The sequence below is a fragment of the Agrococcus sp. BE272 genome, assembly GCF_031457935.1.
Classification (GTDB): Bacteria; Actinomycetota; Actinomycetes; order Actinomycetales; family Microbacteriaceae; genus Agrococcus; species Agrococcus sediminis.
In genome coordinates, this window is sequence record NZ_JAVDXL010000001.1 from 760,223 (window position 1) to 785,179 (window position 24,957).

A 24,957-nucleotide genomic window follows, 5' to 3' on the forward strand; every position below is an offset into this window, starting at 1 on the left:
GCCGTCAGACGGTGACGAGCCCCACGGTCTTGCCGCCGCAGACGTAGAGCGTCTGGCCGGTCGTGAACCCGGCGCGCGAGTCGAGGAATCCCGCGACCGCATGGGCGATGTCCTCGGGTTGTCCCATGCGGCGCACCGGGATCGAGTCGATGATCTGCTGCGTCGCGGGCGCCCCGGGCGGGTTGGCCTGGGAGAACAATGGGGTCTCGATCGGACCCGGGCCGATCGCGTTGACCGTGATGCTGTGCGCGCCGAGCTCCAGCGCCCACGTGCGCGTTGCGCCGAGGAGGCCGGCCTTCGTCGCGGCGTACGTCGTGCGGCCCTCCTTGCCGAGCGCCGCACGAGACGCGATGTTCACGATGCGACCGAAGCCGGCCTCCTTCATGCCCGGCAGCAGCGCCTGCACGGCGAGGAGCGCAGACTGCAGGTTGACCCGCACCACCCGGTCGAGCTGGTCGAGCGTCACGTCCTCGATCGCGGCGACGTCGATCATGCCGACGTTGTTGACGAGCCGAGTGATCGGGCCATCGGCGAGCGCCTCCTCGAGGGCCTTGCGCGTCGAGTCCGGATCACCGAGGTCAGCCGCGATATCACCGTCGCGCAGATCGATCGTGATGGGCTCCCAGCCCTCGGCGCGGCAGCGCTCGGCAGTCGCCGCCCCGATGCCTCTGCCGCCGCCCGTGATGAGCACTCGCTCCGCCATGACCGCTCCTTTGCGTCTTCTTCCCTGGAAGTAGTGAGAGCGTACTTCGGTTACTGCGACGTCGACAAGGACTCGTGAGCGTCGAACCGCGCCCGATCGGCAGGACTCATCGGCACCGCCGCGGGCGGTCAGCGTCCGGCGAGCGGGACAAGCGGGTTCAGTTGCGCGTCGAGCCTGGGCCCGACGCGGTCCCAGATCGCATCCGGGTCGAAACCTCGTACGGGCGTGCGGTCGATCTCGTGCATGTAGATCGCGTGGCAATTCTGAGCCACCAGCAAGGGCTGGGGGCGTAGGTCGAGGACGCCGTTGGCCTGCCCCGTGTCGATGATCGACGCGACGAGGCGAATGGTGCGGTCACCCTGAGCAATGTTGCGAGAGGCCGGCCCGTGCTCGGGACGGAAGCCCTCCCGCAGGTACCGCGCGGAGTTCTCGGGATTGCGGCGGTAGAACGCGCACCGCTCGAAGTAAATGGCGCGCACCCGCAGGACGCAGTGATCACCCGTCACGTGGGTACTATTCGCGGCGACGAATGATGCATCGCGCTCCTCGATGCGATCGAGGACGGCGTCGAGTTCGTCTCCGTAGACCATGTGCAGCAGGTCGCTCTTCCCCGAGACGTAGCGGAAGAGCGTCGCCTCGCCCACGCCGGCGAGTTGCGCGACCTCCCGCATGGTGATCTCATCGAGCTGCTTCGACGCCATGAGCGATGCGGCGGCCGCCCGGATCGCATCGCGTTTGCGTTGCTTCCCCCGTTGTCGCGCGGACATCTCCGACGCTGTGGTCACCGCTCTTCCTCCTCAAGCCGAGCACCATCCGCGCCCCGCCAGGGCCGCAGGACGATCTTCCCGTCGAGTCCGCCACGCTCGCCCGCGCGATGCGCGTCGGCCGCGGCGATGAGCGGCAGCTCGAGCGCGACGCGAGGCTTGAGCCGGCCTTCCGCGACAAGCGATGCGAGCCGCGCCATGCCGCGCTCCGACGGCTCGACCACGATGCGGCGAAGCGCGACGCCGCTTGCAGCTGCCTCTGCCTGGACCGCAGCCGACGTCCTTGGGATCAGCGAGACGAGCGTTCCCCCTGCGCTGCACCAAGCCAGCAGCGCAGCCGTGCGATCGCCGCCGAACGGATCGATGACCACCGCGTGAAGGGAGGGCGCAGACGGGATGCCGCTGGGCGCGGCCCCGACAACGCTCGCCCCCAGCGCGGCAAGGTCGGAGAGCCGCTCGGGTCGGGCGCATGCCGTGACGGCGGCCCCGAGCGCGACGGCGATCTGCACTGCGAGTCGCCCGACCCCTCCGGCGGCCCCGCACACCAGCACGGATTGGCCCGCCCGGACCCGTCCGGCGTCCTCGAGCGCCTGTAGCGCCGTCAGTCCCGCGAGCGGCAGAGATGCAGCCTCTGCGAAGCCCATACCGTCCGGGATCCGGGTGAGCTGGCGGGCCGGCGCGGCTACCAGCTGCGCATAGGCCTGGGCGGGCAATGGGAAGCGCGGCATGCCGAAGACGCGGTCACCGATTTCGAGCGTGTGCGAGCCGTCAGCGACGGCCTCGACCACGCCGGCGAGATCGAAGCCGAGGATTGCCGGATCCCTCCACAGCCGGCGACCCCCGGTGGCGCGCGACTTCCAATCCGTTGGGTTGACGCCCGCGGCCTCGACCCGCACGAGCACCTCGCCAGGGAGCAGTTCGGGTACCGGCACGTCGACGATTTGCAGCACCTCGGGCGCTCCCCAAGCGGTCGCGGCGACCGCCTGCATCATGCGCTGCACAGAGTCCCCCAGGGCGGGACGTCACCGAGCGCGTCGATGAGCCGCGCCACGCCGCCCGGCTCGTCCAAGCCGTCGACGAGCGCCGGCAGTCGCTCTGCCACGTCCGGCACGATGCCCGCCCGTGGCAGCAACTCGCTCGCCAACTGAGCCTGGCGGTCGGGATCCACGTCGACCTTCGATGTGGCATCGCGGAGTCGTCGGCCGTTCCTGAGCTCGATCGTGACCTCGGCGCCATGCCCGCCTGTCGTCGGCATGCCGCCCACGACCTCGATTCGGCCGCGAAGACGCTGAACCGCCGCGCTCCCAGGGTGCAGCGCGTTGACGTCGACCCTCCCCTCCGCGAGCGCGACCGCCACACCTTGCCGGGCATCCATCATCGCCTGGGGCCACGAGGTCGGCGCGTGCTCGACAGCGATACCGGGGTAAGCGGCGTCCTCGTCGGCGAGCCGCACGACGACCCGCTGGATGTCGTCATCCTGCAGGCCCGGCTCCCCTTCGCGGAGCCGGATCGCCACCTCCACGGCTGCCTGGTTGATCGCGCACACCGGGTGGGCTTTGAGCAGGACCTGCTCGATCACAGACTCACCCCGGAGCGCTCGAGCGAGGGACCGCGCGGTGATCGGCGCGGCGCCGAGCGCGTTCAACAGCCCGGATCGACCCTCGAGGACAGTCAGAGCGCCGCGCGTGCCCGCTTCCGCCCACAGTGCCGATTCCAGGCCGTCGCGCGCCGCGGCGGCGGTCTGCAAGCGCCATTCGTCGGTGCCCGCTAGCCAGACCTCGGTGAGGCCCGCCGCGCGGTTCGTCGCGAGTGCGATCGCGTTGGCGGAGCTCGCCTCATCGAACCCGAGCACGACAGCGACGGCGCTCGCGGCCGCGATCGGGCCGACGATCCCAGTCGACCGCAGCCCCCGCGACCGCATCCCGGAGAGCAGCTCCGTGCCGAGCACGCCGCCAATCTGGTAGCCGGTCGCGATGGCCGCGAGCAGTCGCCCGCCGTCGACGTTGCGGGGAGCGATCGCGAGACACGCCGGAGTGACCGCGCTGCCCAGGTGCGAGACCGAGGGTGGGTGCTCGTCGTGCTGCGCCCTCGCACCCATGCGGAGCGATGTGGCGAAGGCAAGGTCGGTCGGCGTAGTCGGGGACGCAGCCCAGGGCAGGGCGCGGTCCGGCTGCACGCCCGGCAGCGGCATGCCAGTCGCCGCGAGGCCGACAGTGAGGTTGTGGAGGAGTGCGACCTTCGTCGCGCGCCGGACGCTCGGTGGAAGCGGCTCGGCCGCGGACCTAGCGACGTACTCGCTCAGTGCCGCGATGAGGGTGCGCTCCATCGACTCGGCCATCTCGGCACCGATCCCGTCTGTGTCGCAAGGCTGTAGTGCGGGAGCGGCGACGCGCGACCCTGCACGATGCTAAGGATGCGCGATGAGAGCGCGCAATCAGTTTGCCGTATTGGCATGACCGCATCGGCCGTGTAGCCTCCGAGAGAACACATTTTGATAGTGCGCTATCAGAATCCAGATCACGATGGAGTGAGGTGGCGATGGTCACGAAGCAGGACGCCGAGCAGCAGACGCGCAGCGCCTGGCACGCCGACGGCACGCTGCGAGAGCCGCTGCTGGTCACGCCCAGCGGGCACGTGCAGCACGCGGGGCGATCGATCCCGGTCTACGACAGCGGCAACGAGACGACGGCCCCGACGATCGTGCTCGTGCACGGCAGCTCGGGCACCGCGCGGGGCAGCTTCTGGGCGGTCTACCCGATCCTCAGCTTCACGCGGCGGGTCGTCGCTTTCGACCTGCAGCTGCCCGCCGACGACGCCGAGCTCACGCTCGCCGACGCCGTCGACCAGGTGCGCGCGGTCGTCGAGCACGCCGCGGCCGACGGACCGGTCGCGCTCGTCGGCTACTCGTTCGGCGCCGTCGTCGCCGCCGCGTACGCCTCCGACCGGCCCGACGCGCTCGCCTCGCTGTCGCTCGTCGCCGGCTGGTCGAAGACCGATCGGCACCAGCTGCTGCGCAACGACCTGTGGCAGCGACTGCAGGAGGACCCCGAGGCGCTCAGCCGCTACACGCTGCTCATGGCCTACTCGGCGGGCTTCGTCGTCGGCCGCAACGAGCGCGACTGGCGCGAGCTGCAGCAGGCGGTCGCGTCGCGGCCGTTCCCGCCGCAGATCATGCGCCTCAACCGCGACATCGACATCGCCTCGGGGCTCAGCCGCATCGAGGTGCCCACGCTCGTCGTCGGCTGCACCCACGACGCGATGGTGCCGCTGCACCACTCGCGCATGCTGTTCGGCGCCGTCTCCGACGCCCGCTACCTCGAGATCGAGAGCGGCCACGCCGTCACCGTCGAGCGCCCGGCGCAGCTCGCCGTCGCCATCGACGACTTCACCCTCGACCCGCACGAGCACCCCGCGGGCGCCATCGTCCCCGTCGACCACGCCTGAGAGCAGGAGCGCATCATGCAGACCGCATCCACCACGGCGAGCACCGCCCAGCCGTCCACGACCCACCACCGCATCGCGATCATCGGCTCGGGCTTCGCGGGCCTCGGCCTCGCCATCCAGCTGCGGCGCCGCGGCGAGCACGACTTCGTCGTCCTCGAGCGCGCCGGTGACGTCGGCGGCACCTGGCGCGACAACACCTACCCGGGCGCCGCGTGCGACATCCAATCGCACCTCTACTCCTACTCGTTCCGCCCCAACCCCGACTGGTCGCGCGTCTACGCCTCCCAGCCCGAGATCCACGCGTACCTGCGCGAGGCGGCCATCGACGAGGGCGTCATGCCGCACATCACGTTCGACGCCGAGCTGCTCGAGTCGACGTGGCGCCCCGAGCGGCAGCACTGGGTGCTCGAGACGACCGCGGGCCGCTTCAGCGCCGACATCGTGGTGAGCGCCGCCGGCCACCTCTCCGACCCGAAGCTGCCGAGCATCCCCGGCCTCGAGCGCTTCGAGCGGCCGATGTTCCACTCGGCGCAGTGGGACCACTCGTTCGACGCGACGGGCAAGCGCGTCGGCGTGATCGGCTCGGGCGCCTCCGGCATCCAGATCGTGCCCGAGCTCGCGAAGACCGCCGAGCAGCTGACCGTCTTCCAGCGCTCGGCGCCGTACATCATCCCCCGCGTCGACCACGAGTACACCGACGCGCAGAAGGCGATGTTCCGCCGCATGCCCGAGACGGCGCAGGCGCTCCGCGACGAGCTGTTCTGGGGCAACGAGGCGCGCTTCCCGCAGCGCCGCGGCATCGCCGACTTCATCGCGAAGATCGAGGCGACCGCGCTCGACCACCTCGCGGCGCAGGTGCCCGAGGGCGAGCTGCGCGACAAGCTGACGCCCGACTACCTGATCGGCTGCAAGCGCATCCTGATCTCGAACGAGTACTACCCGACGTTCCTGCGCGACAGCGTCGCGCTCGAGACGGGCCGCATCGTCGAGGTCTCCGAGCGCGGCATCCTCACGGCCACCGCCGACGGCGGCACCGTCGAGCACGAGCTCGACGCACTGGTGCTCGCGACCGGCTTCGAGGCCTCCGACCTGCCCATCACGCACCGCATCTTCGACGCGGACGGCCGCTCGATGGCCGACGCGTGGACGCGGGGCGGGGCGGCCTACGCCTGCAGCACGGTGGCGGGCTACCCCAACCTCTTCATCATGAACGGACCCAACTCGGGCCTCGGGGCCGGCTCGATCATCTACATCGTCGAGTCGCAGATCCAGTACATCCTCGGCGCGCTCGACTTCCTCGACGGCACCGGGGCGTCGACGCTCGAGATCACCCAGGAGGCGCAGGACCGCTTCGTCGACTCGGTCGACGCCCGCGCGGCCGACACGGTGTGGCTGAACGGCGGCTGCCACAGCTGGTACGTCGACGAGCGCTTCGGCCGCCTGACGACGGTGTGGCCCGACTTCATGCACAAGTTCCGCCGCGAGAGCGGCCGGTTCCGCCCCGACGAGTACCTCGTCGACGGCGAGCCCGCCGAGGGCGCGCGCTCGCTCGAGGGGGTCTCGGCGTGAACGGGCTGAGCCTGTGGCGCCTGCAGTGCTTCGCCGCGCTCGCGCAGGAGCTGCACTTCGGCCGCGCCGCATCGGTGCTGTTCATCACGCAGCCGGCGCTGTCGCTGCAGATCAAGCAGCTCGAGATCGCGCTCGGGTGCGAGCTCGTCGAGCGCGCCCGGCAGGTGCGGCTCACCGACGACGGCCGGCGCCTGCTCCCCTATGCCGAGCACGTGCTCGCTGCTGCCGACGAGTTCGCGGCGGCCGCGGCGCGCGGCGGCCGGCTGCGCGCCGCATGACGGCGGCGGCACGGCCGGTCGCGCCCGAGCGGCTGCAGCGCGCGGTGCGCGACATCCTCGTGGCGGGCGGATGCGTCGACGCGGTCGCCGAGGCGGTGGCCGACGGCCTCGTCGACGCCGACCGCCACGGCGTCGCCTCGCACGGCGTCTCCCGCCTCGGCATCTACCTCGAGCGGCTGCGCAGCGGCGCCGTGCGCGGCGACGACGCGGTGACCGTGGAGCGCGAGTGGGAGACCGGCGCGATCCTCGACGCCGGGCACGGCTTCGGCGCCTGGTCGGCCGCGCGCGCCGTCGACCTCTGCATCGAGAAGGCGCGCTCGGCCGGCATGGCCGTCGTCGTGACGCGGAGCGCCGACCACTTCGGGCGGGCCGGTGCCTTCAGCAGCCGCATGGCCGAGGCGGGGCTCGTCGCGATCGTGGCCGCCAACACCGCGCCGCTCATGCCCGCCGTCGGCGGCGCCGAAGCGGTGCTCGGCAACAACCCGCTCTCGATCGCCGCGCCGGGCGGCGCGGCGCCGCACGTGGCCGACATGGCGCTCTCCGCCGTGGCGCTCGGCAAGATCATCGAGGCCGAGCGCGCCGGGGCCGAGATCCCGCCGACCTGGGCGACCGACGCCGACGGCGCCCCGACCACCGATCCTTCCGCGGCACGGGCGGGCCTGCTGCTGCCGGCCGCGGGCGCCAAGGGCTTCGGCCTCGCGTTCTTCATCGAGGTGCTCACGGGCGTGCTCGGCGGCGGCGCGATCGCCGGCGAGGTGCGGAGCCTCTACAAGCAGCACGACGAGCCGAACGACTGCTCGCACGTGTTCATCGGCATCGACGCGTCGCGGTTCGAGGCCGGGGAGAGCGTCGCCGAGCGCACCGACCGGCTGGCCGACCGCATCCGCCGGAGCCCCCGGGCGCCGGGCGTCGACGCCGTCTACGCGCCGGGCGACCTGGAGCGCGCCGCCGCGGCGCGCACCGCCGAGGCGATCCCGCTCGCGGCCGCGACGGCCGACGAGGTCGAGGCGCTCGCCGCCGCGGCCGGCGTCGCCTCGCCGTTCGGGGGCGGCGCGTGATGCTGCAGCGCGTGCGCGCGGATGACGGCCGCGACCTGCTCGTGCGGCGCGACGACGGGCGGCTCGCGGTGCTCGGCGACTGGGACGGCGGGCGCGTGCTCGAGGCCGTGCCGGCGCCGACCGGCGAGGTGCTCGACGAGGCCGCGGCGCAGCCGCTGCCGTTCGTGCGCGAGACGGCGAAGATCCTCTGCGTCGGGCTCAACTACCGCCCGCACATCGAGGAGATGGGGCGAGAGGCGCCGACGCATCCGACCCTCTTCGCGAAGTTCGTCGACTCGTGCATCGGGCCCGCCGACGACATCGCACGGCCGGCCGACGTCGACCAGCTCGACTGGGAGGGCGAGATCGCCCTCGTCGTCGGCGCGCACGTGCGCGACGAGCCGCGCGAGACCGCGTCGTACGCGGTGCTCGGCGTGCTCGCGCTCAACGACGTCACCTCGCGCGGCCACCAGTACCGCACGACGCAGTGGCTGCAGGGGAAGGCGCTCGACAGCCTGACGCCCGTCGGGTCGATCGTCGCGCCGCTGCGCGGCGACATCGAGATCACCACCCGCGTCGACGGCGAGGTCGTGCAGCACGGCAGCATCGACGAGCTCGTCTTCGGGCCCGCGGACCTCGTCGCCTACGCCTCCGCCCTCGTGCGGCTGCGCCCCGGCGACATCATCGCCACGGGCACGCCCGGCGGCGTCGGCCACGGCATGCAGCCGCCCCGCCACCTCGAGCCCGGGCAGCTGCTCGAGACGAAGCTGGCGGGTGTCGAGACGCTGCGCAACCGCATCGTCGGCGCGGGCGGGGCATGACCCGGTGACGCCCGCCCCCGGCACGCTGCTCGTCGCCCCGCACCAGTTCCCCGACCTCGCCCGTGAGGAGGCCCTCGCGGCGGAGCTCGGGGTCGACCTCGTCGCCGCCCCGGATGCGGCGGCCTTCGCGGCTGCGCTGCCGCAGGCCGCGGTCGTGATGGTGACGCCGTACGTGCGGCTCGAGCGGCACGACCTCGAGCGGATGCGGTGCCTCGGCGTCGTGCGCTACGGCATCGGCTACGACAACATCGACGTCGCCGCCGCGGCCGAGCTCGGGGTGCCCGTGTCGATCGTGCCCGACGCGTCGTCGGAGGAGGTCGCCTCCCACGCCCTCGCCCTCGGGCTCATGCTGAGCCGGCGCATCCCCCAGGGCCAGGCCGCGATCGCGCGCGGCGCGTGGGCGAGCGCCGTGCCGTTCGACAGCCCCTTGCTCAGCCGGCTCCGCGTCGGCGTGATCGGCATGGGGCGCATCGGTCGGCGCGTCGCGACCTGGTGGCGCGACCTCGGCGCCGACGTGCGCGCGCACGACCCGGTCGCCGCGTTCGACGCGGTGCCGGCCGCCGACGTCGACGAGCTCATCGCCGCGAGCGACGTGCTGTCGCTGCACGTACCGCTCACCGACGCGACGCGGCACCTGGTCTCGGCCGACGCGATCGCGCGCATGCCGCGCGGCGCCGTCATCGTCAACGTCTCGCGCGGCGGCCTCGTCGACGAGCACGCGCTCGCCGACGCGCTGCGCAGCGGCCACCTCGGCGGCGCGGGGCTCGACGTCTTCGAGCACGAGCCGCTCGCGACCGACCACCCGCTGCGCTCGGCGCCGAACGCGGTGCTCACGCCCCACTCGGCGTGGAAGTCGCGCAGCTCGCTCGACGCCCTGCAGGCCGGCGCCGTCGCGCGGGCGCGGCGGCTGCTGCAGGGCGAGGATCCGCCCGACCGCGTCGCGTAGCGGCCGAGCCGCTGTCCCCAGCACCTGTCGACGTCGCGAACATATCCGGCGAACGTGTTAACTTCTTGGCTGTTTGGGTAACACATTCGACCGAAGTGTTGAGGAAGCCGACATGTCATCGTGGACCCCGCACGAACCGTACAACGACCTGTCGCCACGTCCGCGCCCTGTCCAGCCTCCCAGCACGCTGCTGCTCGAGGCGGCAAGCGCATTGGGGCGCGCGGATGAGGCAGCTCGGTCCATTCCGAATCCGGGCGTGCTCGCGGCCGTCGTTCCGATCTTGGAGGCGCAGGCCTCTTCGGCCATCGAGAACATCGTCACCACCAGCGATGAGCTCCTGCGCGAGGCCGCGGGAGTCGGAACTCCCACTCCCGCAACCACCGAAGCCCTGCGGGCACGAAGCGCACTGATCGTAGGCGTGGACGCACTCCGTGCTCGGCCCGTCTCCCCCGCGGTGGCGACCCTCGTCGCCGATGAGCTCATGGGTCATTCGATGCAGTTCCGGCGGGGAGGTGGCGTCTACATCGGTCGCCCAGACGGAACGCGCGTCTACACGCCCCCAGAGGGCCACGAACGGATCGCCTCACTGCTCGATGAGTGGGCGACCTACGTGCACGATGCATCGGTCGACCCGCTCACTCGGATGGCGCTCAGCCACTACCAGTTCGAGGCGATCCACCCGTTCCACGACGGCAACGGGCGAACGGGCCGGATCCTGAACCAACTTCTGCTCATCGAGAGCGGCCTGATCGAGCAGCCCGTGCTCTATCTCTCCGGCATGATCAACCACGGGCGGCGCGACTACTACGAGCGCCTGCTCGCCGTCACCGCAGAGGACGCATGGGAGCCGTGGCTCGAATTCATGCTGCTCGCGGTTCGCGATGGCTCCCACTGGTCGCTCGAGAGAGCCGTTCGCGTTCGCGCTGCCTTCACGACGGCCGCCGAAGAGATTGATCGTGTCCTGCCGAACGGGGTGAGCACGAAATTCGTCGACGTCCTCTTCCGCAACGCCTACGTCACCATCCGCGACGTCGTGGAGGCTTGCGGCGTCACGCGCCAGACCGCCTCGAACTGGCTTCATCGGCTGAGCGACAGCGGCCTGATGACGGAACTGCCATCAGGCCGCACGAAGGCGTTCGTCAATCGGCCGTTCCTCGCTGCACTCGTCCAGGACTGATCGTGCTCACAGGAACGCGGACCGATCAGGCCTGAACCGGGTCACACCGTCGCCCTCGACAGGTGCGGGTGCTCGGCGACGAGCGAGCGGATCGCGTCGGTGATGACGCGCACCCGCAGGAGCTCGGTGAGGTCGCGCGGCACGACGAGCCAGTAGGTGCGGCGGATGCGCAGCTCCTCCGGGAGCACGCCCACGAGCTCGGGGTCGGCGCCGCCGATGTAGGTCGGCAGGAGCGCGACGCCGAGGCCGGCGCGCGCGGCGCTGTGCTGGCCGGTGATGTTGTTGGTCTGCAGCCGCGCGTGGGCGCGCGGCAGCAGCTCGTCGAGGATGCGCAGGGGCGCCACGTCGAGCAGCGCCTCGACGTACCAGATGAGGTCGTGGTCGCGCCGCAGCTCCTCGACCGTCGCCGGCGTGCCGTGGCGCTCGAGGTAGGCGCGCGAGGCGTAGCAGCGCAGCTCGTAGTCGGCGAGGTGCTGCACCGCCGCGGCGCGCGGCGAGGGCCGCTCGAGCGTGACGGCCACGTCGAAGTCGCGCGCCGTGATGAGGTCGTGGCTCGTCGCGGTGATCACCTCGACCGAGAGCCCCGGATGCGCGTCGAGCAGCGGCCGCAGCCCCGACACGAGCACGTTGGCGCCGAAGCCGTCGGGCGCGAGCAGCCGCGCGGTGCCGCTCAGGTCGCCCGCCCGCGAGACGACCGCCTCGAGCGCCCGCGCCATGCTCGACTCGACCGCCTCCGCGTGCGGCAGCACGAGCCGCGCGGGCTCGGTGATGCGCCAGCCCTGCGGCGTGCGGTCGAACATGCGCACCCCGAGCTCCTGCTCGAGCCGGCTGATGCGCCGCGACACCGTCGTCTCGTCGACCTGCAGGCGCGCGGCGGCGTCGCGCAGCCGGCCCGTGCGGGCCACCTCGAGCAGGTAGCGCAGGTTCTCAGCGTCCATGCATCCATTCTGCACTTCTGCAGTCGAGCCTGCGCGTTTGGCCGTTGACGCCTGCATCCGCGCATCCCAGGCTGGGAGCATCCATCCCCGTCCTGCGGGGCCGAGAATCACGAAGGCGTGCACCCGGTGAGCATCGACATCAACACTCCCCCGATCCTCCGATTCGGCGCGGGCAGCGTCGACAGCATCGGCGAGCTGCTCGCCTCCTCGGGCGCCGCGCGGCCGATCGTCGTCACCGACCGCTTCCTCGTCTCCACGGGCGTCGCGGCCCGGGTGGCGGAGTCGCTCGCCGCGTCGGGCATGGAGGCGGCGGTCTACGACGGCACGATCCCCGACCCCACCACCGACTCGCTCGAGTCGGGCCTCGCCGCGATCCGCGAGCACGGCGCCGACAGCATCGTCGCGCTCGGCGGCGGCAGCCCCATCGACACCGCGAAGGCCCTCTCGGTGCTCGCCGTGCGCGGCGGGCACATGCGCGAGCTCAAGGCGCCGTTCCAGTTCATGGGGCCCGCGCTGCCGGTGATCGCCGTGCCCACCACCGCCGGCACCGGCTCCGAGGTGACGCAGTTCACGATCATCACCGACAGCGCCAACAACGAGAAGATGCTGTGCGCCGGCCCCGGCTACCTGCCGAAGGCCGCGGTCGTCGACTACGAGCTGACGCTCTCGATGCCGCCGCGCCTCACCGCCGACACCGGCATCGACGCGCTCACCCACGCGATCGAGGCGTACGTGAGCCGCAAGGCCAACCCGGTCTCCGACGTGTACGCGCTCGCCGCGATCTCGCGCATCGGCCGCTACCTGCGCCGCGCCTACCGCGACGGCGACGACCGCGAGGCGCGCGAGGAGATGATGACGGCGGCGACGCTCGCCGGCATGGCCTTCTCGAACGCGTCCGTCGCCCTCGTGCACGGCATGAGCCGGCCGCTCGGCGGGCACTTCCAGATCGCGCACGGCATGGCCAACGCGATGCTGTTCGCCGAGATCACCGCCTTCTCCGTCGGGCACGCCGTCGAGCGCTACGCGACGTGCGCGCGCACGCTCGGCGTCGCATCCGCCGACGACGACGACCAGGCGGCAGCCGACGCGCTCGTCGCCGAGCTGCGCGCGCTCGCCCACGAGCTCGAGGTGCCGACGCCCGCGAGCCGCGGCATCGAGCAGGCGCTCTGGGAGGAGCGCGTGCCGGTGATGGCGCAGCAGGCGCTCGCCTCCGGTTCCCCCAACAACAACCCCCGCGTGCCGACCGCCGAGCAGGTCGAGCAGCTGTACCGCGCGATCTACGCGTGACCGATCCCCACGACCGACCAGGAGCATCCATGAGCATCACCGAAGAGACCACCGAGACGACGACCGTCCACCACTGGATCGACGGCCGCCCGCACGAGAGCGCCGGCGACCGCACGGCGCCCGTCTACGACCCGGCGCTCGGCGTCGTCACGAAGCACGTCTCGCTCGCCGACGACGCCGACGTGCGCGCGGCGATCGCGTCGGCGTCGGCGGCGTTCCCCGCCTGGCGCGACCTGTCGATCGCGCGGCGGCAGGCGATCATGTTCCGCTTCCGCGAGCTGCTCAACGAGCGCCGCGGCGAGCTGGCCGAGATCATCACGAGCGAGCACGGCAAGGTGCTCGCGGATGCGGGTGGCGAGATCGCGCGCGGCCTCGAGGTCGTCGAGCTCGCGACCGCGTTCCCGAACCTGCTGAAGGGCGCGTACTCCGAGAACGCCTCGACCGGCGTCGACGTCTTCTCCGTCAAGCAGCCGCTCGGCGTCGTGGGCATCATCAGCCCGTTCAACTTCCCCGCGATGGTGCCGCTGTGGTTCTTCCCGGTCGCGCTCGCCGCCGGCAACACGGTGGTGCTGAAGCCGAGCGAGAAGGACCCGTCGGCCGCGATGTGGATGGCCGCGCTGCTGAAGGAGGCGGGCCTCCCCGACGGCGTGCTCAACGTGCTGCACGGCGACAAGGTCGCCGTCGACGGGCTGCTCACCGCGCCCGAGGTGCAGGCGATCTCGTTCGTCGGCTCGACGCCGATCGCGCAGTACATCTACGAGACCTCCGCCAAGCACGGCAAGCGCGTGCAGGCGCTCGGCGGCGCGAAGAACCACATGCTCGTGCTGCCCGACGCCGACCTCGACCTCGTCGCCGACGCGGCCGTGAACGCCGGCTTCGGCTCGGCGGGCGAGCGCTGCATGGCCGTCTCGGTCGTGCTCGCGATCGACTCGGTCGCCGACGCCCTCATCGAGAAGGTGCAGGAGCGCGTCGCGACGCTGCGCATCGGCGACGGCCGCCGCGGCACCGACATGGGCCCGCTCATCACCGAGGCGCACCGCGACAAGGTCGCCGGCTACATCGGCATCGCCGAGGCCGACGGCGCCGAGGTCGTCATCGACGGCCGCGGCATCGAGGTCGACGGCGAGGCGGACGGCTTCTGGCTCGGCCCGACGCTGCTCGACAAGGTGCCCACCACGTCGAAGGCCTACGAGGAGGAGATCTTCGGGCCGGTGCTCTCGGTCGTGCGCATCCAGTCGTTCGAGGAGGGTGTCGAGCTCATCAACTCGGGCGCCTTCGGCAACGGCACGGCGATCTTCACGAACGACGGCGGCGCCGCCCGCCGCTTCCAGCGCGAGATCCAGGTCGGCATGGTCGGCGTCAACGTGCCGATCCCGGTGCCCGTGGCCTACCACTCGTTCGGCGGCTGGAAGCAGTCGCTCTTCGGCTCGTCGAAGGCCTACGGCGCCGCCGGCTTCGACTTCTTCTCGCGCGAGAAGGCCATCACGCAGCGCTGGCTCGACCCGAGCCACGGCGGCCTCAACCTCGGCTTCCCCGAGAACTGAGCCGCGGATGCGTCGCGAGCAGCTGCGCGGGCGGGGTGCGGTCGTCACCGGCGGTGGCGGCGGCATCGGCCGCTCGATCGCGATGGCGCTCGCGGGCGCGGGGATGGATGTCGTCGTCGCCGACGTCGACATGGCGGCGGCCGAGCGCGTGCGCGACGAGGTGCGCGCGCGCGGCCGTCGCGCCGTCGCGGTGCGCTGCGACGTGTCGCAGCTCGCCGAGGTCGAGGCGCTGGCGGATGCGGCGTATCGCGAGCTCGGCGACATCGCCGTGCTCGTGAACAACGCGGGCGTCACGTGGCGGCCGTACCGGGCGAGCTGGGATGCGTCGGTCGACGACTTCGCGTGGATCATGGGCGTGAACTTCTGGGGCGCGCTCCACGGCCACCGGGCGTTCGTGCCGCGCATGGGCCGCTCGGGGCTGCCGTCGCACATCGTGAACACGTCGTCGGCAGCGACGCTGCGGCCGGTGCCCGGCCACGCGGCGTACACCGCGTCGAAGGCGGCGATCGACGGCTTCTCGATGGCGGTGCGTGCCGAGTACGAGGCGGCAGGCCTCGACATCGGCGTCACGCTGCTCTACCCGGGCCCCGTGCGCACCGGCTTCGCCGGCAGCGAGCGGCTGCGGCCCGAGGCGGATCGGGCCGAGACGCGCGGCGTCGTGCCGTGGTCGAGCTACACCGACGGGCAGCCGATGCGGGCGGGCGCCGAGGCCCCCGGCGCGATCGAGCCCGACACGGTCGGCCCCCTCGTGCTCGACGCGATCGAGCACGACCGCCCCTACGTCATGACGCACCCCGTGCCGCCCTTCGTCGCCGAGCGCGCCCGCCTGCTGGCGGAGGCCGCGCCCCCGCCACCACCCCCGCTGGTCGAGTAGCGGCCGGCTCCGCCGGCCGCGTATCGAGACCACTCCCGCCCCGGCGCCACCCCCACCCGCTGGTCGAGGAGCCGCCGCCCCAGCCCCGCTGGTCGAGTAGCCGCCGCAGGCGGCGTATCGAGACCAATCACTCCACGCTGACCGTCACCACCCCGCCGCCGCCCGCCTCCACCTCGAACGCCACGACCACCACCTCCTGCGCCGACTCCCCGAACAGCTCGATGCGCGGATTGCCGTCGCCCCCGAAGTCCTCGTCGCGATACGTCGCCTCTGAGTCGCCCATCTGCGCCCACAGCACGGTCTCGAAGTCAGCGGTCGCGCTGATCGCCTGCGTCGCGGCGCCGATCGTCGCGATCGCGACCCCCGGCCGCCCCGGCTCGACCATGAGCTCGACCTGCTCCCCCGGACCCACCGCATCCGTGCTCGTCAGCACCTGCAACTCGAAGCCGGTCGCATCGCCGCCGTACTCGGCGACCTCGATCGTGTAGCTGCCGGGCTCGAGCACCGTCGCGAGCAGCGGGTCGCGGGTGCTGGTGTCGAGCGCGAAGCCGCCGGCCTCGTCGTAGCCGTCGTCGTTCTCGACGTCGGCGCCGTCGCCGACGATGCGCAGCGTGAGGTCCTCGTCGTCGGTCGAGGATGCGGTGGCGACGACCGCAGCGCGCTGGTCGATGAGCAGGGTGAGCTCGGCGGTGCCGTCGCCGGGGATGAAGCCGGTGCGCACGTCGCCCTCATCCGGCGAGCCCTGCGCGATCGGCTCGAGGCTCTCGGGCCTCGGCACCGGCGGCGGGCTGGGGATGAAGCACCCGGTGAGCGCGAGCGTCGGCAGTGCGAGGAGGAGGCTGGCGGCGGCGACGCGGCCGACACGTGCGTGGCGCATGCTGCGGACCCCTTCCGACGCGGCCGTCTCGTGCTCGATCGTAGGTCGGGCGGGCTGGGAGGCGGGCGCGGCGCGGCCGGCGCGAGCGCCGCGCCGCTCGGCGCATCGATGTCAGCGGCCGTCGCCAGGCTGAGCCCATGCACCTCGATCTCGACACCATGGTGGCCATGCAGCGCTCGAGGCTGGCCGAGTTCGTCGGCGGCCCGCTCGACGGCACGGTCACCGACGACTGGGAGCCCGTGCCGGGCACGACGGAGATGGGGGTGCCGATGGCGCGCATGCCGGTGCCGTACCCGATGGGCGACGCGGTGGCGATCGTCTACGTCTGCATCGGCCGCACCGCTGACGGGCTGCGGTGGCACATGCGCTACGTCGCGCTCGAGGGGCCGGACGGCGACCCGCTCGACGTGCGCCCGTAGCCGCCGGGATAGGGTCGCACCATGGCCGAGCGCACCACCTACCTCCTCGTCGACGGCGAGAACATCGACGCGACGCTCGGCATCTCGATCCTCGACCGCCGCCCGGAGCCGCAGGAGCGCCCGCGCTGGAACAAGGTGCTCGACTTCGCCGAGCGCACGTGGCAGCAGCCGGTGAAGGGCCTCTTCTTCCTCGCCGTCTCGCACGAGCTGCCGGCGTCGTTCGTGCAGGCACTGATCGCGATGGGGTACCGGCCGGTGCCGCTCAGCGGCGAGGGCAAGGTCGTCGACATCGCCATCCAGAAGACGGCGGATGCGCTGGCCGCCCGGGCAGATGACGTCATGCTCGTGAGCCACGACCGCGACTTCGCGCTGCAGATGCAGCGCCTCGCGCAGGACGGCGCGCGCCGCGTCGGCATCGTCGGCTTCGGCGAGTTCATGGCCGGCGACCTGCGCGACGTCGACGGCATCGAGTTCTTCGACCTCGAGTACGACGTGGCGGCGTTCAACTCGCGCCTGCCGCGCGTGCGCATCATCCCGATCGACCAGTTCGACCCGCTCGAATTCATCTAAGACAGGTGCGCCCGACCTCGGGCCAGCGCTGGTCGCGACTGTTAAGTCCGTCCCGCTCGCTCCGACGACAGACAGTCGCTGTCAGTCGAGGTAGCGACGGACCGCCGCGCGGATCGCTTCAGCGTGCGTGTAGATGTCGTCAAGGCTCTCGATCGGGTGCCGCGTCTCGACCTTCGCCTCGTCGAAGACACCGACGTACTTCTGCTTACGACTGTTGAAGTGCAAGCGGGCGATCGGCTTCCGGTTGTTGTCGTCCAGGAGCACAGCGAAGTAGGACTTGGCATCGCGATGCACGATCCGCGGCGGCTTCACTTCACTACAGGCGATGGCCTTGACGATCTGGTACCCCTCCAGCTCTTCGAGCGTCGTATCGACCTCAGTGTCGCGATCGAGGTCTTTCTCCGAGACCGGCTCACTTGACACCGCTGCCGAGGACTCGGCCATTGGCGCTGGCGTGTACCCGGATGCCCCGAGTGCTGTCTTCAGCCGATCGTTCACCTGGTCGCTGAGGTACTGCTTGCCAGCCTTGGCTACGAGCGCCGAGAACTGCTCTCGCACCTTCTGAGTGAACGACCCTTCATAAACTCTTGTCGTGAAGAACCGGACCCATTCGTCAGACGGCTCTCTGAACTGCTCGCCGATCGCCCGCTTGAGCGCCCCTACGTACTTGAGCTCCTCGGCAGCACTGATCACGGAGTCGAGGTCGAAGTTCTCCTTCGTGAGCTTCCGAAGCTCGGGCACGATCGACTCATCGATGTCGGAGAGATCCAGTACGAGGAACGGCTTCTCGTCCATCCGATTGGGCTTGTCGAGGTCCGTGTAGAAGTGGTAGACCTCGCCGTTCGTCAGCACGGCGATGCGAGCGTTGGTGACCGCGAAATAACGGAAGAGTTGGGACGCGTGCTCGAACTTCAACTGCCCGATGGAGGCCTTGCACTCGAGCAGGATCTGAACCTCGCCATGGCGGAGAATGGCGTAGTCGATCTTCTCGCCCTTCTTCAGTCCGACGTCCGCCGTGAACTCAGGCACGACCTCCAGCGGGTTGAAGACGTCGTAGCCGAGGATGCTGGAGATGAACGGCATGATGAACGCGTTCTTCGTCGCTTCTTCGGTTTGGATCGCCGACTTCTGGTTCTGAACCTTTGTGGCCAGTGCGTTGAGCCGATCGCTGAATTCCATCAATTGCCTCCCGAGACTGCCACGACCGTAGCGCAGACCTGCAACATGATTGAGCGCGACTCAACGAAGTCTCGCAAACCTGTCGGGTTTTAACTGCCGGTGAAGTGCGGCCTCAAGGCGCGTCGGAGCTGCGGATCCACGACATGCACGTATGTGCCGCGAATCCCCCGAGTGAGGAGCACCGCGTAGATGTTCAACACGAACGTTCGAACATCCTCGTCTGAGTAGGCGATGCCGCGGATGTTGTTGTTCGCCTTGCCGCGAGAGTCGAAGTAGTGGTCTCGGCGGAAGATGATCCTTTGGTGCTCGGGGTCCCACCCCAGATCCCGGCCGATCAGGACGCCTGCGTAGTTGAGGTCGTAGCCCTGCACCGTGTGGATGGATCCGACCTCTTCTCGCGACGTCTTCGACCGGATCCACTCCGTCGCGGTCCGGTTCCACTGCAGGCTGAGTCCGTCGAGCTCAATGTCCGCTGCGGCTCGATCCTTGCTGCTGCGCCACTTCCACGCGTAGCCGGCCAAGAGCCGTGACAGGCCCACCTCATCGTCGCGCGCCAGGATCTCGGCCCGCATCTCGGCGGCGTCGTCGAAGAACCGCAGGTCGTACTCGCCGAAGTCAGGTCGTGTTGGCCGGTCGTCTTCTTCAGCACTCAACACATCGCGTACGTACTGGACGTAGTCGGTGCCGGCGGCCACGCGCATCTGCGTGGCGAGGCGATGCACGCGGCCGTCAGCTTCAGCTCGCTGAACGAGCGGACCGACGACGTCTGCCGGAAGATCGGCGGGTCTGACGGCTTGCAGTTCATCGAGCATGAGGATGCGGTGGGCGGCCTGCGCCTCGATCCAGTCGAGCTGCGATCGCTCGTGGTCGTCGACGCCGAAGAGGCGCTCGGTGATGAGCCGGAAGTCGCGCGTTTGCACGCCCACGGCCTGTGCCGCCCGCTGCGAGAGCCGGTGTGCCTCATCGACGACGAGCACGTCGAACCGCTCGGTGCTGTGCCCTACCTGGAAAGGAGACAGCACCATGGACGGGTCGAGGTTTGGTGTGTGCTTGAACACCCTCCGAATCGAAGCGCGCAGGGACTGCTGCGGGACTACGAGGGCGATGCGAGGCGATGCCAACAGAGCTCGATGGCCCTCGGTGAAGAAGTCGTCGAAGACCGACTCCCCGCTCGGGTCCTCGTCGCGCTCCTCCGCGGCGATATCCGCAAGGAGCTTCACGAGGTAGATCGCGACGATGGTCTTGCCCGTACCGGGATGTCCTTGGACGATGCTCGTGCTCTCGACGCCCTGCTCCAGACCGTCGAAGAGCGACTCTACGATGCCCACAGTCGCTGCCGCCTGGTCGTCGGTCAACGCTTTGAACGGCGACAGTTTGAAGAGGTCGGAATTGCGGATCTCTGGGATGCTGCGGGTGAAGAGACCGCGCGAGCGCAGCTCGTCGAAGATCGCGTCGAACCTCGCCTGGTACTCCGGGCGCTGGTAGTAGTCCGCGTCGACGATGCCGGTGTTGCGATTCAGGACGGTCCGAGCGGCGTCTCCGCTGAAGAGGCGTATCAGGAAGGATTCGAGGTCGAGACAGGCCGACTTGTGGAACGTCTCGTCGACGACGACATGCGCCCGCTCGAGCTTGCCGCGCTCGGCATTGGCGAGGTGCTGGCGTGCGCGAGCCGCCATGTTGAGCGTCTCTCCGACGTACACCTCCGATCCGCCTTCAAGCGTGTACACCACCGGCCAATTCGATGCGCGAGGGTTGCCCGCTGCCCACAGACGCATTGAGGCGTCGTCGAAGGGCAACACGTGGATCTTGCTCATGGGGTCAGCGCCGGTCGTACTTCGTGATCGAGCCCTTTGCGAGTTCCACCGGGTACTTCTCGCGAGTCTGCTCGAGCTTCGTGAGCACTAGTTCACTGGGGTCGGCGCCGAGGCGATCGGCGAGCAGGTAGCAGTAGGTGATCACGTCAGCCAATTCCTCGCGGACTCGCGCGTCGTCGGCGTCGTCACTCCACTGGAAGCACTCCAGCAGCTCGGCAGACTCGATGGAGATGCTCTTCGCCAGGTTAGGAGCGGTGTGGAACTGCGCCCATTCACGTTCGGCAACGAACACTCTTAACTCGGCGAGGACTCGATCGGGGGACACAACGCTCACGCTATAGGCAGGCGCCAACGGATCCGAGCGCATAGCCTCAGCCCATGGACTGGACTTCGTTGTTCTCAGATGGCGCGACGCTGGCAGCAATCGCTGCGGCGGCAGTCGCCTTCTGGCAGGCCGTGGTCGCCACCCGACAAGCGCGCGCCGCCACGGCAGCCAGCGAAGAGGCGGGCCGTCGTGCCGACGAAGCCAACCGTGCGCTCGCCCGATCGGCAGATGCTCACGAGACGATCGCGCTTGCACATCGCCCCAATGCGTGGGGAAACCCCATGCCAGCGAGCGACTACAAGTGGGCGATACGCAACAGCTCTGGACGGGAGATGGTTGTGCACGGAGTTGAGGCCTCGCCTGCGCGAGCGGGCTCGCTGCTCCAAGTCGAGGGCACTTTGCCCGCATCAGTTCGTGCGGGAGGCCTCTTGCGGTTCGACGCCGATGCGCGTCTCGGGCTCGTTGTCGACTCCTTCACCATCGTGTGGTCCTTCGCTGACGACACCGATCAGCGACAACATCGATCAGAACGTCTTCTCCGGCGATAGACGCCCGGCGCCCGCAGCGAGGGAGAGCACCTTCTGGATTCGCATACGCGCGTCCCTCAGCCACGTCAGACAGCAACGTGGAACCTGCCGCGATATGAACTCATATGGCCACCTCGGACCGCGTTCGACCTCACACGTCCCGCAAGTACGTGTTCAACCCCCGCGCCCGCTCCAACGCCCCCGGCGGCACCTCGAGCACACCGACGCCCGGCTCGTCCCCGAGCAGCACCGCATTCCTCCCGAACGGCGTCGCGATGCACGAGCGGCCGGTGAACCCTGGCCCGCAGTGGTTCGCGTACGCGACGACCACCCCGTTCTCGAGGGCACGCGCCGGCACCTGCAGCGTCGACGTCTGCGTCGCCGAGTAGTGCCACGCCTCACCCCGCCCGGCAACACCCTCCTCCACTGTCGGCACCGCCGTCGGCACGAGCAGCACGTCGGCGCCGGCCATAGCCAGAGCACGCGCGAACTCGGGGAACTCCACGTCGTAGCAGATGCCGACGCCCCACTCGAGGCCGCCCCACCCCACGACCGAGCTGTAGTCGGCGGCGGGCGTCATCCACTGCTGCTCGACGGGTCCGAAGAGGTGCCGCTTGTGCACGCGCTGCAGCTCGGCGCCGTCGGCGTCGAACATCGAAGCGGCGATCCGGTGCGAGCCGTCAACGGAGTCGACGCTCGAGCCCACCAGCGCAACCCGATGCCGCCGTGCGATCTCCGCGAGCGCCGCGCGCACAGCCCCGCCGTCGTGCTTCCAAGCCCGGTCGGGCGCGTAGCCGGTGGCGAAGAGCTCGGGCGTCACGACCACGTCGGCGCCCCGCGCCGCGGCCTCGGCGACGAGCCCAGACAGGGTCTCGAGGTTGCGATCCACGTCGTCGATGACGGCCGCCGCCTGCGCGACGGCGACGGTGCGGCTTGCCTGGGCGCTCATGAGCCCATCCTCCCTGCTCGACGCGATCGAGGCATCCGCTGTTGACGAGCAGCACCAGCGTGCCGCATCATGACGCTAAACCCAACTGGTTTTGGTTTAGCGATCACTAGCGATCACGACCCCGAGCTCGGCGAAGGAGCCAGCCATGACGTCACCCCGGCCCGACGCGCCCCAGGCGCCCGCCACCGACTTCCAGGAGGCGCTGCGCGCCCGCGGCACCGACTCGGCGATCGCCGCCGAGCTCGAGCGCCGCATCGAGCTCATCGAGCACGAGGAGTACGAGGATGCGTCGCGGCTGCCGCTCACGGCGCGCGAGGTCGTCGCCTACGTCGGCGTGACGCTGGGCGCCATCGCGCTCGGCCTGCTGGTCGTTGTCCTGTGAGCGACCGGAAGGCCCTCGCGGCCGACCCGATGCTCTCGAGCGAGCACGTCTTCGGCACGTTCCCGCTGCTGAAGAAGGAGCGCACCTGGAGCGCGCTCGACTTCACCTGGGTTAACACCGCCATCGCCATCGCCACCTGGGCGTTCCTCGTCGGCGGCTCCACGGCACTGCTCGTCGGCTTCCAGGACGGCATCGCCGCGATGATCATCGGCAACGCGATCGGCCTGTGCTTCATGGTGCTCGCCTCGGTCGTCGCCTCGCAGCGCTGGGGCAGCGAGCAGTACCTGCTGCTGCGCGGCGCCTTCGGCGTCGTCGGCGTCGGCGCGCTCGTCTTCACCGTCATCCTCATCACCGAGATGGGCTGGTCGTCGCTGCTCGCCGTCATGGCCGGTCGCGCCACGAGCCAGGTCGTCTCGACCATGGCCGGCACCGATCTCGGCCAGTACGGCCCGGTCGTCACGATCGGCGGCCTCATCGCCATCGCGATCGCCTGGTGGGTGCTCTCCCGCGGCCCGGTCACGATCGGCCGCTTCAACGCGATCATCGCGCCCGGGCTCGCCGTGATCACCGTCGTGATGATGGTCTTCCTCGTCATCAACACCTCGTGGGACGCGCTCTTCGCCGCCTCCCCGATCGCGCCGTTCGACGACGCGACGCTCAACTTCATGGTCGCCGTCGAGTTCAACGTCGGCGTGGGCGTCTCCTGGTACCCGGTGATGGGCTCGCTCGCCCGCATGACCCGCTCGCGCAAGGCGGCCGTCTGGCCCGCCTATGGCGGCCTCCTCATCGCCACGCTCGTCGCGCAGATCGTCGGCATGGCCGCGGCGCTCACGCTCGGCGACTCCGACCCGACCGTCTGGATGGTGCCGTTCGGCGGCGCGGTGCTCGGCGTCGCGGTGCTGATCTTCATCGCCTTCGCCAACATCACGTCGATGTCGTCGATCGTCTACTCGACGATCCTCGCCATCCGGCAGTCGTCGGGCGGCCTGCTGGCCCGCGTGCCCTGGAAGGTGCTCACCGCATCCTTCTTCATCCTCCCCGCGATCATGACCTTCTTCCCGCAGTTCATGTACGAGCAGTTCATGATCTTCGTCTCGGTCTCGGGCGCCTTCCTCACCGCCGTGTGCGGCATCGCGCTCGCCGACTACTTCGTGCTGCGCAAGCAGCGCATCGACCTGCGCGAGATGCACCTGGGCCAGCAGGGCACGCTCTACGCCTACCCGGCGGGCATCAACTGGGCCGGCATCATCGCGCTCGTCGCCGGCGCCGCGTTCTACCTGTGGCTCTACAACCCGATCACGCTCGAGACGCAGGCCGTCTTCTCGGTGATCACCGCATCCCTGCCCGCCGCCATCGTCGCCGCGCTCGTCTACCTCGGCTTCTCGGCCGTGCTGCACCGCGGTCGCACCATGGTGGGGGCGCGCTGATGGCGACGACGCGAGCGGCGGTCTACGACGGGGATGCGCGCCTGACGGTCAGGGACGTCGAGCTGCGGGAGCCGGGGCGCGGCGAGGTGCTCGTGCGCATCGGCGCCTCGGGCGTCTGCGGCTCCGACCGGCACGTGCTCGACGGCGACTGGCAGATGCCGCAGCCGACGATCATGGGCCACGAGGGCGCAGGCGTCGTCGAGGCCGTCGGCCCCGGCGTGCGCTCGCTCGAGCCCGGCGACCACGTGATCATGACGTGGTTCTACCCGTGCGGCACCTGCTCGGCCTGCCGCCAGGGCCGCACCTGGGTGTGCACCGGCTCCCGCTCGGAGGAGTGCCTGCTGCCCGACGGCTCGACGCCGATGCAGCTCGACGGCGCCGTGGCCTACCCGTACCTCGCGGTCGGCTCGATGAGCGAGCGGGTCGTGGTCGCCGAGCAGGCGGCCGTGCGCGTGCCGAAGGAGCTGCCGTTCGACGTGGCCGCCCTCATCGGCTGCTCGATCGCCACCGGCGTCGGCGCGGTCGTCAACGACGCCGAGGTGAAGCCCGGCCGCTCGGCGCTCGTCATCGGCGCGGGCGGCGTGGGCCTCAGCATCATCATGGGCCTGAAGCTCGCGGGCGCGAGCCCCATCATCGCCGCCGACGTCACCGACGAGTCGCTCGAGCTCGCGCGGCAGTTCGGCGCGACGCACACGGTGCGGTCGGGCGCGGATCTCGCCGAGCAGGTGCGCCAGATCATGCCGGACGGGGTGGATGTCGCCTTCGAGGCCATCGGCCGGCCCGAGACCATCGCGCTCATGCCCGCGGCTCTGCAGCGCGGCGGCACCGCCGTGATCGTGGGCCTCCCCCCGCAGGACCGGCCCGTGCCGATCGACGCGCTCGCGCTCGCCGAGGAGGGCAAGTCGCTGCTCGGCTCGAACTACGGCTCGACGGTGCCGGCGCGCGACTTCCCGATGCTCGCCCGCCTCTACCTCGACGGCAAGCTGCCCATCGACGAGCTCATCACCAACCGGTGCTCGCTCGACGAGGTGAACGACGCCTTCGACCTCATGCGCTCCGGCGCGCGGGGGCGCAGCGTCATCGTCTTCTGATGCCACGCTGAACCG

General features: G+C 70.5%; 26 protein-coding genes. 16 read left to right on the top strand and 10 right to left on the bottom strand.

Going from position 1 to position 24,957, the window contains the following annotated elements; genetic code table 11:
- Nucleotides 1–4: 4 nt before the first annotated feature.
- The 4 genes from J2X49_RS03685 to J2X49_RS03700 all read right to left on the bottom strand — a co-directional run bounded on the left by J2X49_RS03685 (nucleotide 5) and on the right by J2X49_RS03700 (nucleotide 3,805).
- Complete coding sequence (locus J2X49_RS03685) at nucleotides 5–703, bottom strand: SDR family oxidoreductase (protein WP_310122678.1); 699 nt, start codon at nucleotides 701–703, stop codon at nucleotides 5–7.
- A gap of 128 nt (nucleotides 704–831) precedes the next feature.
- A complete protein-coding gene (locus J2X49_RS03690; RefSeq protein WP_310122680.1) occupies nucleotides 832–1,488 on the bottom strand; it encodes a TetR/AcrR family transcriptional regulator in 657 nt (218 codons plus the stop codon).
- Complete coding sequence (locus J2X49_RS03695) at nucleotides 1,485–2,459, bottom strand: NADP-dependent oxidoreductase (protein ID WP_310123930.1); 975 nt, start codon at nucleotides 2,457–2,459, stop codon at nucleotides 1,485–1,487. The genes J2X49_RS03690 and J2X49_RS03695 overlap by 4 nt, the downstream gene beginning before the upstream one ends.
- Nucleotides 2,456–3,805 (bottom strand): MmgE/PrpD family protein, encoded by a 1,350-nt coding sequence (locus J2X49_RS03700; RefSeq protein WP_310122683.1) that lies wholly within the window; start codon nucleotides 3,803–3,805, stop codon nucleotides 2,456–2,458. Before J2X49_RS03700 ends, J2X49_RS03695 begins: the two co-directional genes overlap by 4 nt.
- Before the next feature lie 200 nt (nucleotides 3,806–4,005).
- On the opposite strand from J2X49_RS03700, the gene J2X49_RS03705 reads away from it, so the two are divergent.
- The 7 genes from J2X49_RS03705 to J2X49_RS03735 all read left to right on the top strand — a co-directional run bounded on the left by J2X49_RS03705 (nucleotide 4,006) and on the right by J2X49_RS03735 (nucleotide 10,739).
- A complete protein-coding gene (locus J2X49_RS03705; RefSeq protein WP_310122686.1) occupies nucleotides 4,006–4,911 on the top strand; it encodes an alpha/beta hydrolase in 906 nt (301 codons plus the stop codon).
- Between the two features lie 15 nt (nucleotides 4,912–4,926).
- A complete protein-coding gene (locus J2X49_RS03710; RefSeq protein ID WP_310122688.1) occupies nucleotides 4,927–6,480 on the top strand; it encodes an NAD(P)/FAD-dependent oxidoreductase in 1,554 nt (517 codons plus the stop codon).
- The gene (locus J2X49_RS03715; protein WP_310122690.1) at nucleotides 6,477–6,758 is read left to right on the top strand and encodes a LysR family transcriptional regulator; all 282 of its coding nucleotides are present in this window, start codon (nucleotides 6,477–6,479) and stop codon (nucleotides 6,756–6,758) included. Before J2X49_RS03710 ends, J2X49_RS03715 begins: the two co-directional genes overlap by 4 nt.
- A complete protein-coding gene (locus J2X49_RS03720; RefSeq protein WP_310122693.1) occupies nucleotides 6,755–7,816 on the top strand; it encodes an Ldh family oxidoreductase in 1,062 nt (353 codons plus the stop codon). The genes J2X49_RS03715 and J2X49_RS03720 overlap by 4 nt, the downstream gene beginning before the upstream one ends.
- An 11-nt stretch (nucleotides 7,817–7,827) precedes the next feature.
- Nucleotides 7,828–8,616 (top strand): fumarylacetoacetate hydrolase family protein, encoded by a 789-nt coding sequence (locus tag J2X49_RS03725; protein WP_310122695.1) that lies wholly within the window; start codon nucleotides 7,828–7,830, stop codon nucleotides 8,614–8,616.
- 4 nt (nucleotides 8,617–8,620) lie between these two features.
- Complete coding sequence (locus J2X49_RS03730) at nucleotides 8,621–9,562, top strand: C-terminal binding protein (protein ID WP_310122698.1); 942 nt, start codon at nucleotides 8,621–8,623, stop codon at nucleotides 9,560–9,562.
- A 112-nt stretch (nucleotides 9,563–9,674) separates the two neighbouring features.
- Nucleotides 9,675–10,739 carry a Fic/DOC family N-terminal domain-containing protein gene (locus J2X49_RS03735; RefSeq protein WP_310122703.1) on the top strand — a complete coding sequence of 355 codons (1,065 nt, stop codon included), beginning with the start codon at nucleotides 9,675–9,677 and terminating at the stop codon, nucleotides 10,737–10,739.
- A gap of 41 nt (nucleotides 10,740–10,780) precedes the next feature.
- On the opposite strand, the gene J2X49_RS03740 is transcribed toward J2X49_RS03735, so the two are convergent.
- Entirely contained in the window at nucleotides 10,781–11,677 is an 897-nt protein-coding gene (locus J2X49_RS03740; RefSeq protein ID WP_310122705.1) for a LysR family transcriptional regulator, read from the bottom strand.
- 126 nt (nucleotides 11,678–11,803) lie between these two features.
- Between J2X49_RS03740 and J2X49_RS03745 the strand changes: the two genes are divergently transcribed.
- From J2X49_RS03745 to J2X49_RS03755, 3 genes are read left to right on the top strand one after another with little or no spacing between them, the layout of a single operon-like run.
- Nucleotides 11,804–12,964 (top strand): iron-containing alcohol dehydrogenase, encoded by a 1,161-nt coding sequence (locus J2X49_RS03745; RefSeq protein ID WP_146355914.1) that lies wholly within the window; start codon nucleotides 11,804–11,806, stop codon nucleotides 12,962–12,964.
- A gap of 29 nt (nucleotides 12,965–12,993) precedes the next feature.
- A complete protein-coding gene (locus J2X49_RS03750; RefSeq protein WP_246993096.1) occupies nucleotides 12,994–14,508 on the top strand; it encodes a CoA-acylating methylmalonate-semialdehyde dehydrogenase in 1,515 nt (504 codons plus the stop codon).
- A 7-nt stretch (nucleotides 14,509–14,515) separates the two neighbouring features.
- Complete coding sequence (locus tag J2X49_RS03755) at nucleotides 14,516–15,382, top strand: SDR family NAD(P)-dependent oxidoreductase (protein WP_310122715.1); 867 nt, start codon at nucleotides 14,516–14,518, stop codon at nucleotides 15,380–15,382.
- 127 nt (nucleotides 15,383–15,509) lie between these two features.
- Here the strand turns inward: J2X49_RS03755 and J2X49_RS03760 are convergent, their stop codons facing one another.
- Entirely contained in the window at nucleotides 15,510–16,259 is a 750-nt protein-coding gene (locus J2X49_RS03760; RefSeq protein ID WP_310122718.1) for a hypothetical protein, read from the bottom strand.
- Between the two features lie 137 nt (nucleotides 16,260–16,396).
- Between J2X49_RS03760 and J2X49_RS03765 the strand changes: the two genes are divergently transcribed.
- Both J2X49_RS03765 and J2X49_RS03770 read left to right on the top strand, forming a co-directional pair.
- A complete protein-coding gene (locus J2X49_RS03765; protein WP_310122721.1) occupies nucleotides 16,397–16,678 on the top strand; it encodes a hypothetical protein in 282 nt (93 codons plus the stop codon).
- A 21-nt stretch (nucleotides 16,679–16,699) separates the two neighbouring features.
- A complete protein-coding gene (locus tag J2X49_RS03770) occupies nucleotides 16,700–17,248 on the top strand; it encodes an NYN domain-containing protein (protein ID WP_310122724.1) in 549 nt (182 codons plus the stop codon).
- A gap of 81 nt (nucleotides 17,249–17,329) precedes the next feature.
- Here the strand turns inward: J2X49_RS03770 and J2X49_RS03775 are convergent, their stop codons facing one another.
- From J2X49_RS03775 to J2X49_RS03785, 3 genes are all read right to left on the bottom strand, one after another.
- Nucleotides 17,330–18,427, bottom strand: a complete 1,098-nt coding sequence (locus J2X49_RS03775; protein ID WP_310122726.1) for a type I restriction endonuclease — start codon at nucleotides 18,425–18,427, stop codon at nucleotides 17,330–17,332.
- Nucleotides 18,428–18,516: 89 nt separating this feature from the next.
- The gene (locus J2X49_RS03780) at nucleotides 18,517–20,241 is read right to left on the bottom strand and encodes a DNA/RNA helicase domain-containing protein (RefSeq protein WP_310122728.1); all 1,725 of its coding nucleotides are present in this window, start codon (nucleotides 20,239–20,241) and stop codon (nucleotides 18,517–18,519) included.
- Nucleotides 20,242–20,245: 4 nt separating this feature from the next.
- Nucleotides 20,246–20,566 (bottom strand): nucleotide pyrophosphohydrolase, encoded by a 321-nt coding sequence (locus J2X49_RS03785; RefSeq protein WP_310122730.1) that lies wholly within the window; start codon nucleotides 20,564–20,566, stop codon nucleotides 20,246–20,248.
- A 53-nt stretch (nucleotides 20,567–20,619) separates the two neighbouring features.
- Between J2X49_RS03785 and J2X49_RS03790 the strand changes: the two genes are divergently transcribed.
- Nucleotides 20,620–21,114, top strand: a complete 495-nt coding sequence (locus J2X49_RS03790) for a hypothetical protein (RefSeq protein WP_310122732.1) — start codon at nucleotides 20,620–20,622, stop codon at nucleotides 21,112–21,114.
- A 130-nt stretch (nucleotides 21,115–21,244) separates the two neighbouring features.
- Here J2X49_RS03790 and J2X49_RS03795 read toward each other — a convergent pair whose 3' ends face one another.
- Nucleotides 21,245–22,042: a nitrilase-related carbon-nitrogen hydrolase gene (locus J2X49_RS03795; protein ID WP_310122735.1), complete on the bottom strand. Its 798-nt coding sequence runs from the start codon at nucleotides 22,040–22,042 to the stop codon at nucleotides 21,245–21,247.
- Between the two features lie 145 nt (nucleotides 22,043–22,187).
- On the opposite strand from J2X49_RS03795, the gene J2X49_RS03800 reads away from it, so the two are divergent.
- From J2X49_RS03800 to J2X49_RS03810, 3 genes are read left to right on the top strand one after another with little or no spacing between them, the layout of a single operon-like run.
- Nucleotides 22,188–22,424: a hypothetical protein gene (locus tag J2X49_RS03800; protein ID WP_128188913.1), complete on the top strand. Its 237-nt coding sequence runs from the start codon at nucleotides 22,188–22,190 to the stop codon at nucleotides 22,422–22,424.
- The gene (locus tag J2X49_RS03805) at nucleotides 22,421–23,851 is read left to right on the top strand and encodes a cytosine permease (RefSeq protein WP_310122740.1); all 1,431 of its coding nucleotides are present in this window, start codon (nucleotides 22,421–22,423) and stop codon (nucleotides 23,849–23,851) included. The genes J2X49_RS03800 and J2X49_RS03805 overlap by 4 nt, the downstream gene beginning before the upstream one ends.
- A complete protein-coding gene (locus J2X49_RS03810; protein WP_310122742.1) occupies nucleotides 23,851–24,942 on the top strand; it encodes a Zn-dependent alcohol dehydrogenase in 1,092 nt (363 codons plus the stop codon). Before J2X49_RS03805 ends, J2X49_RS03810 begins: the two co-directional genes overlap by 1 nt.
- The last annotated feature ends 15 nt before the right edge of the window (nucleotides 24,943–24,957 follow it).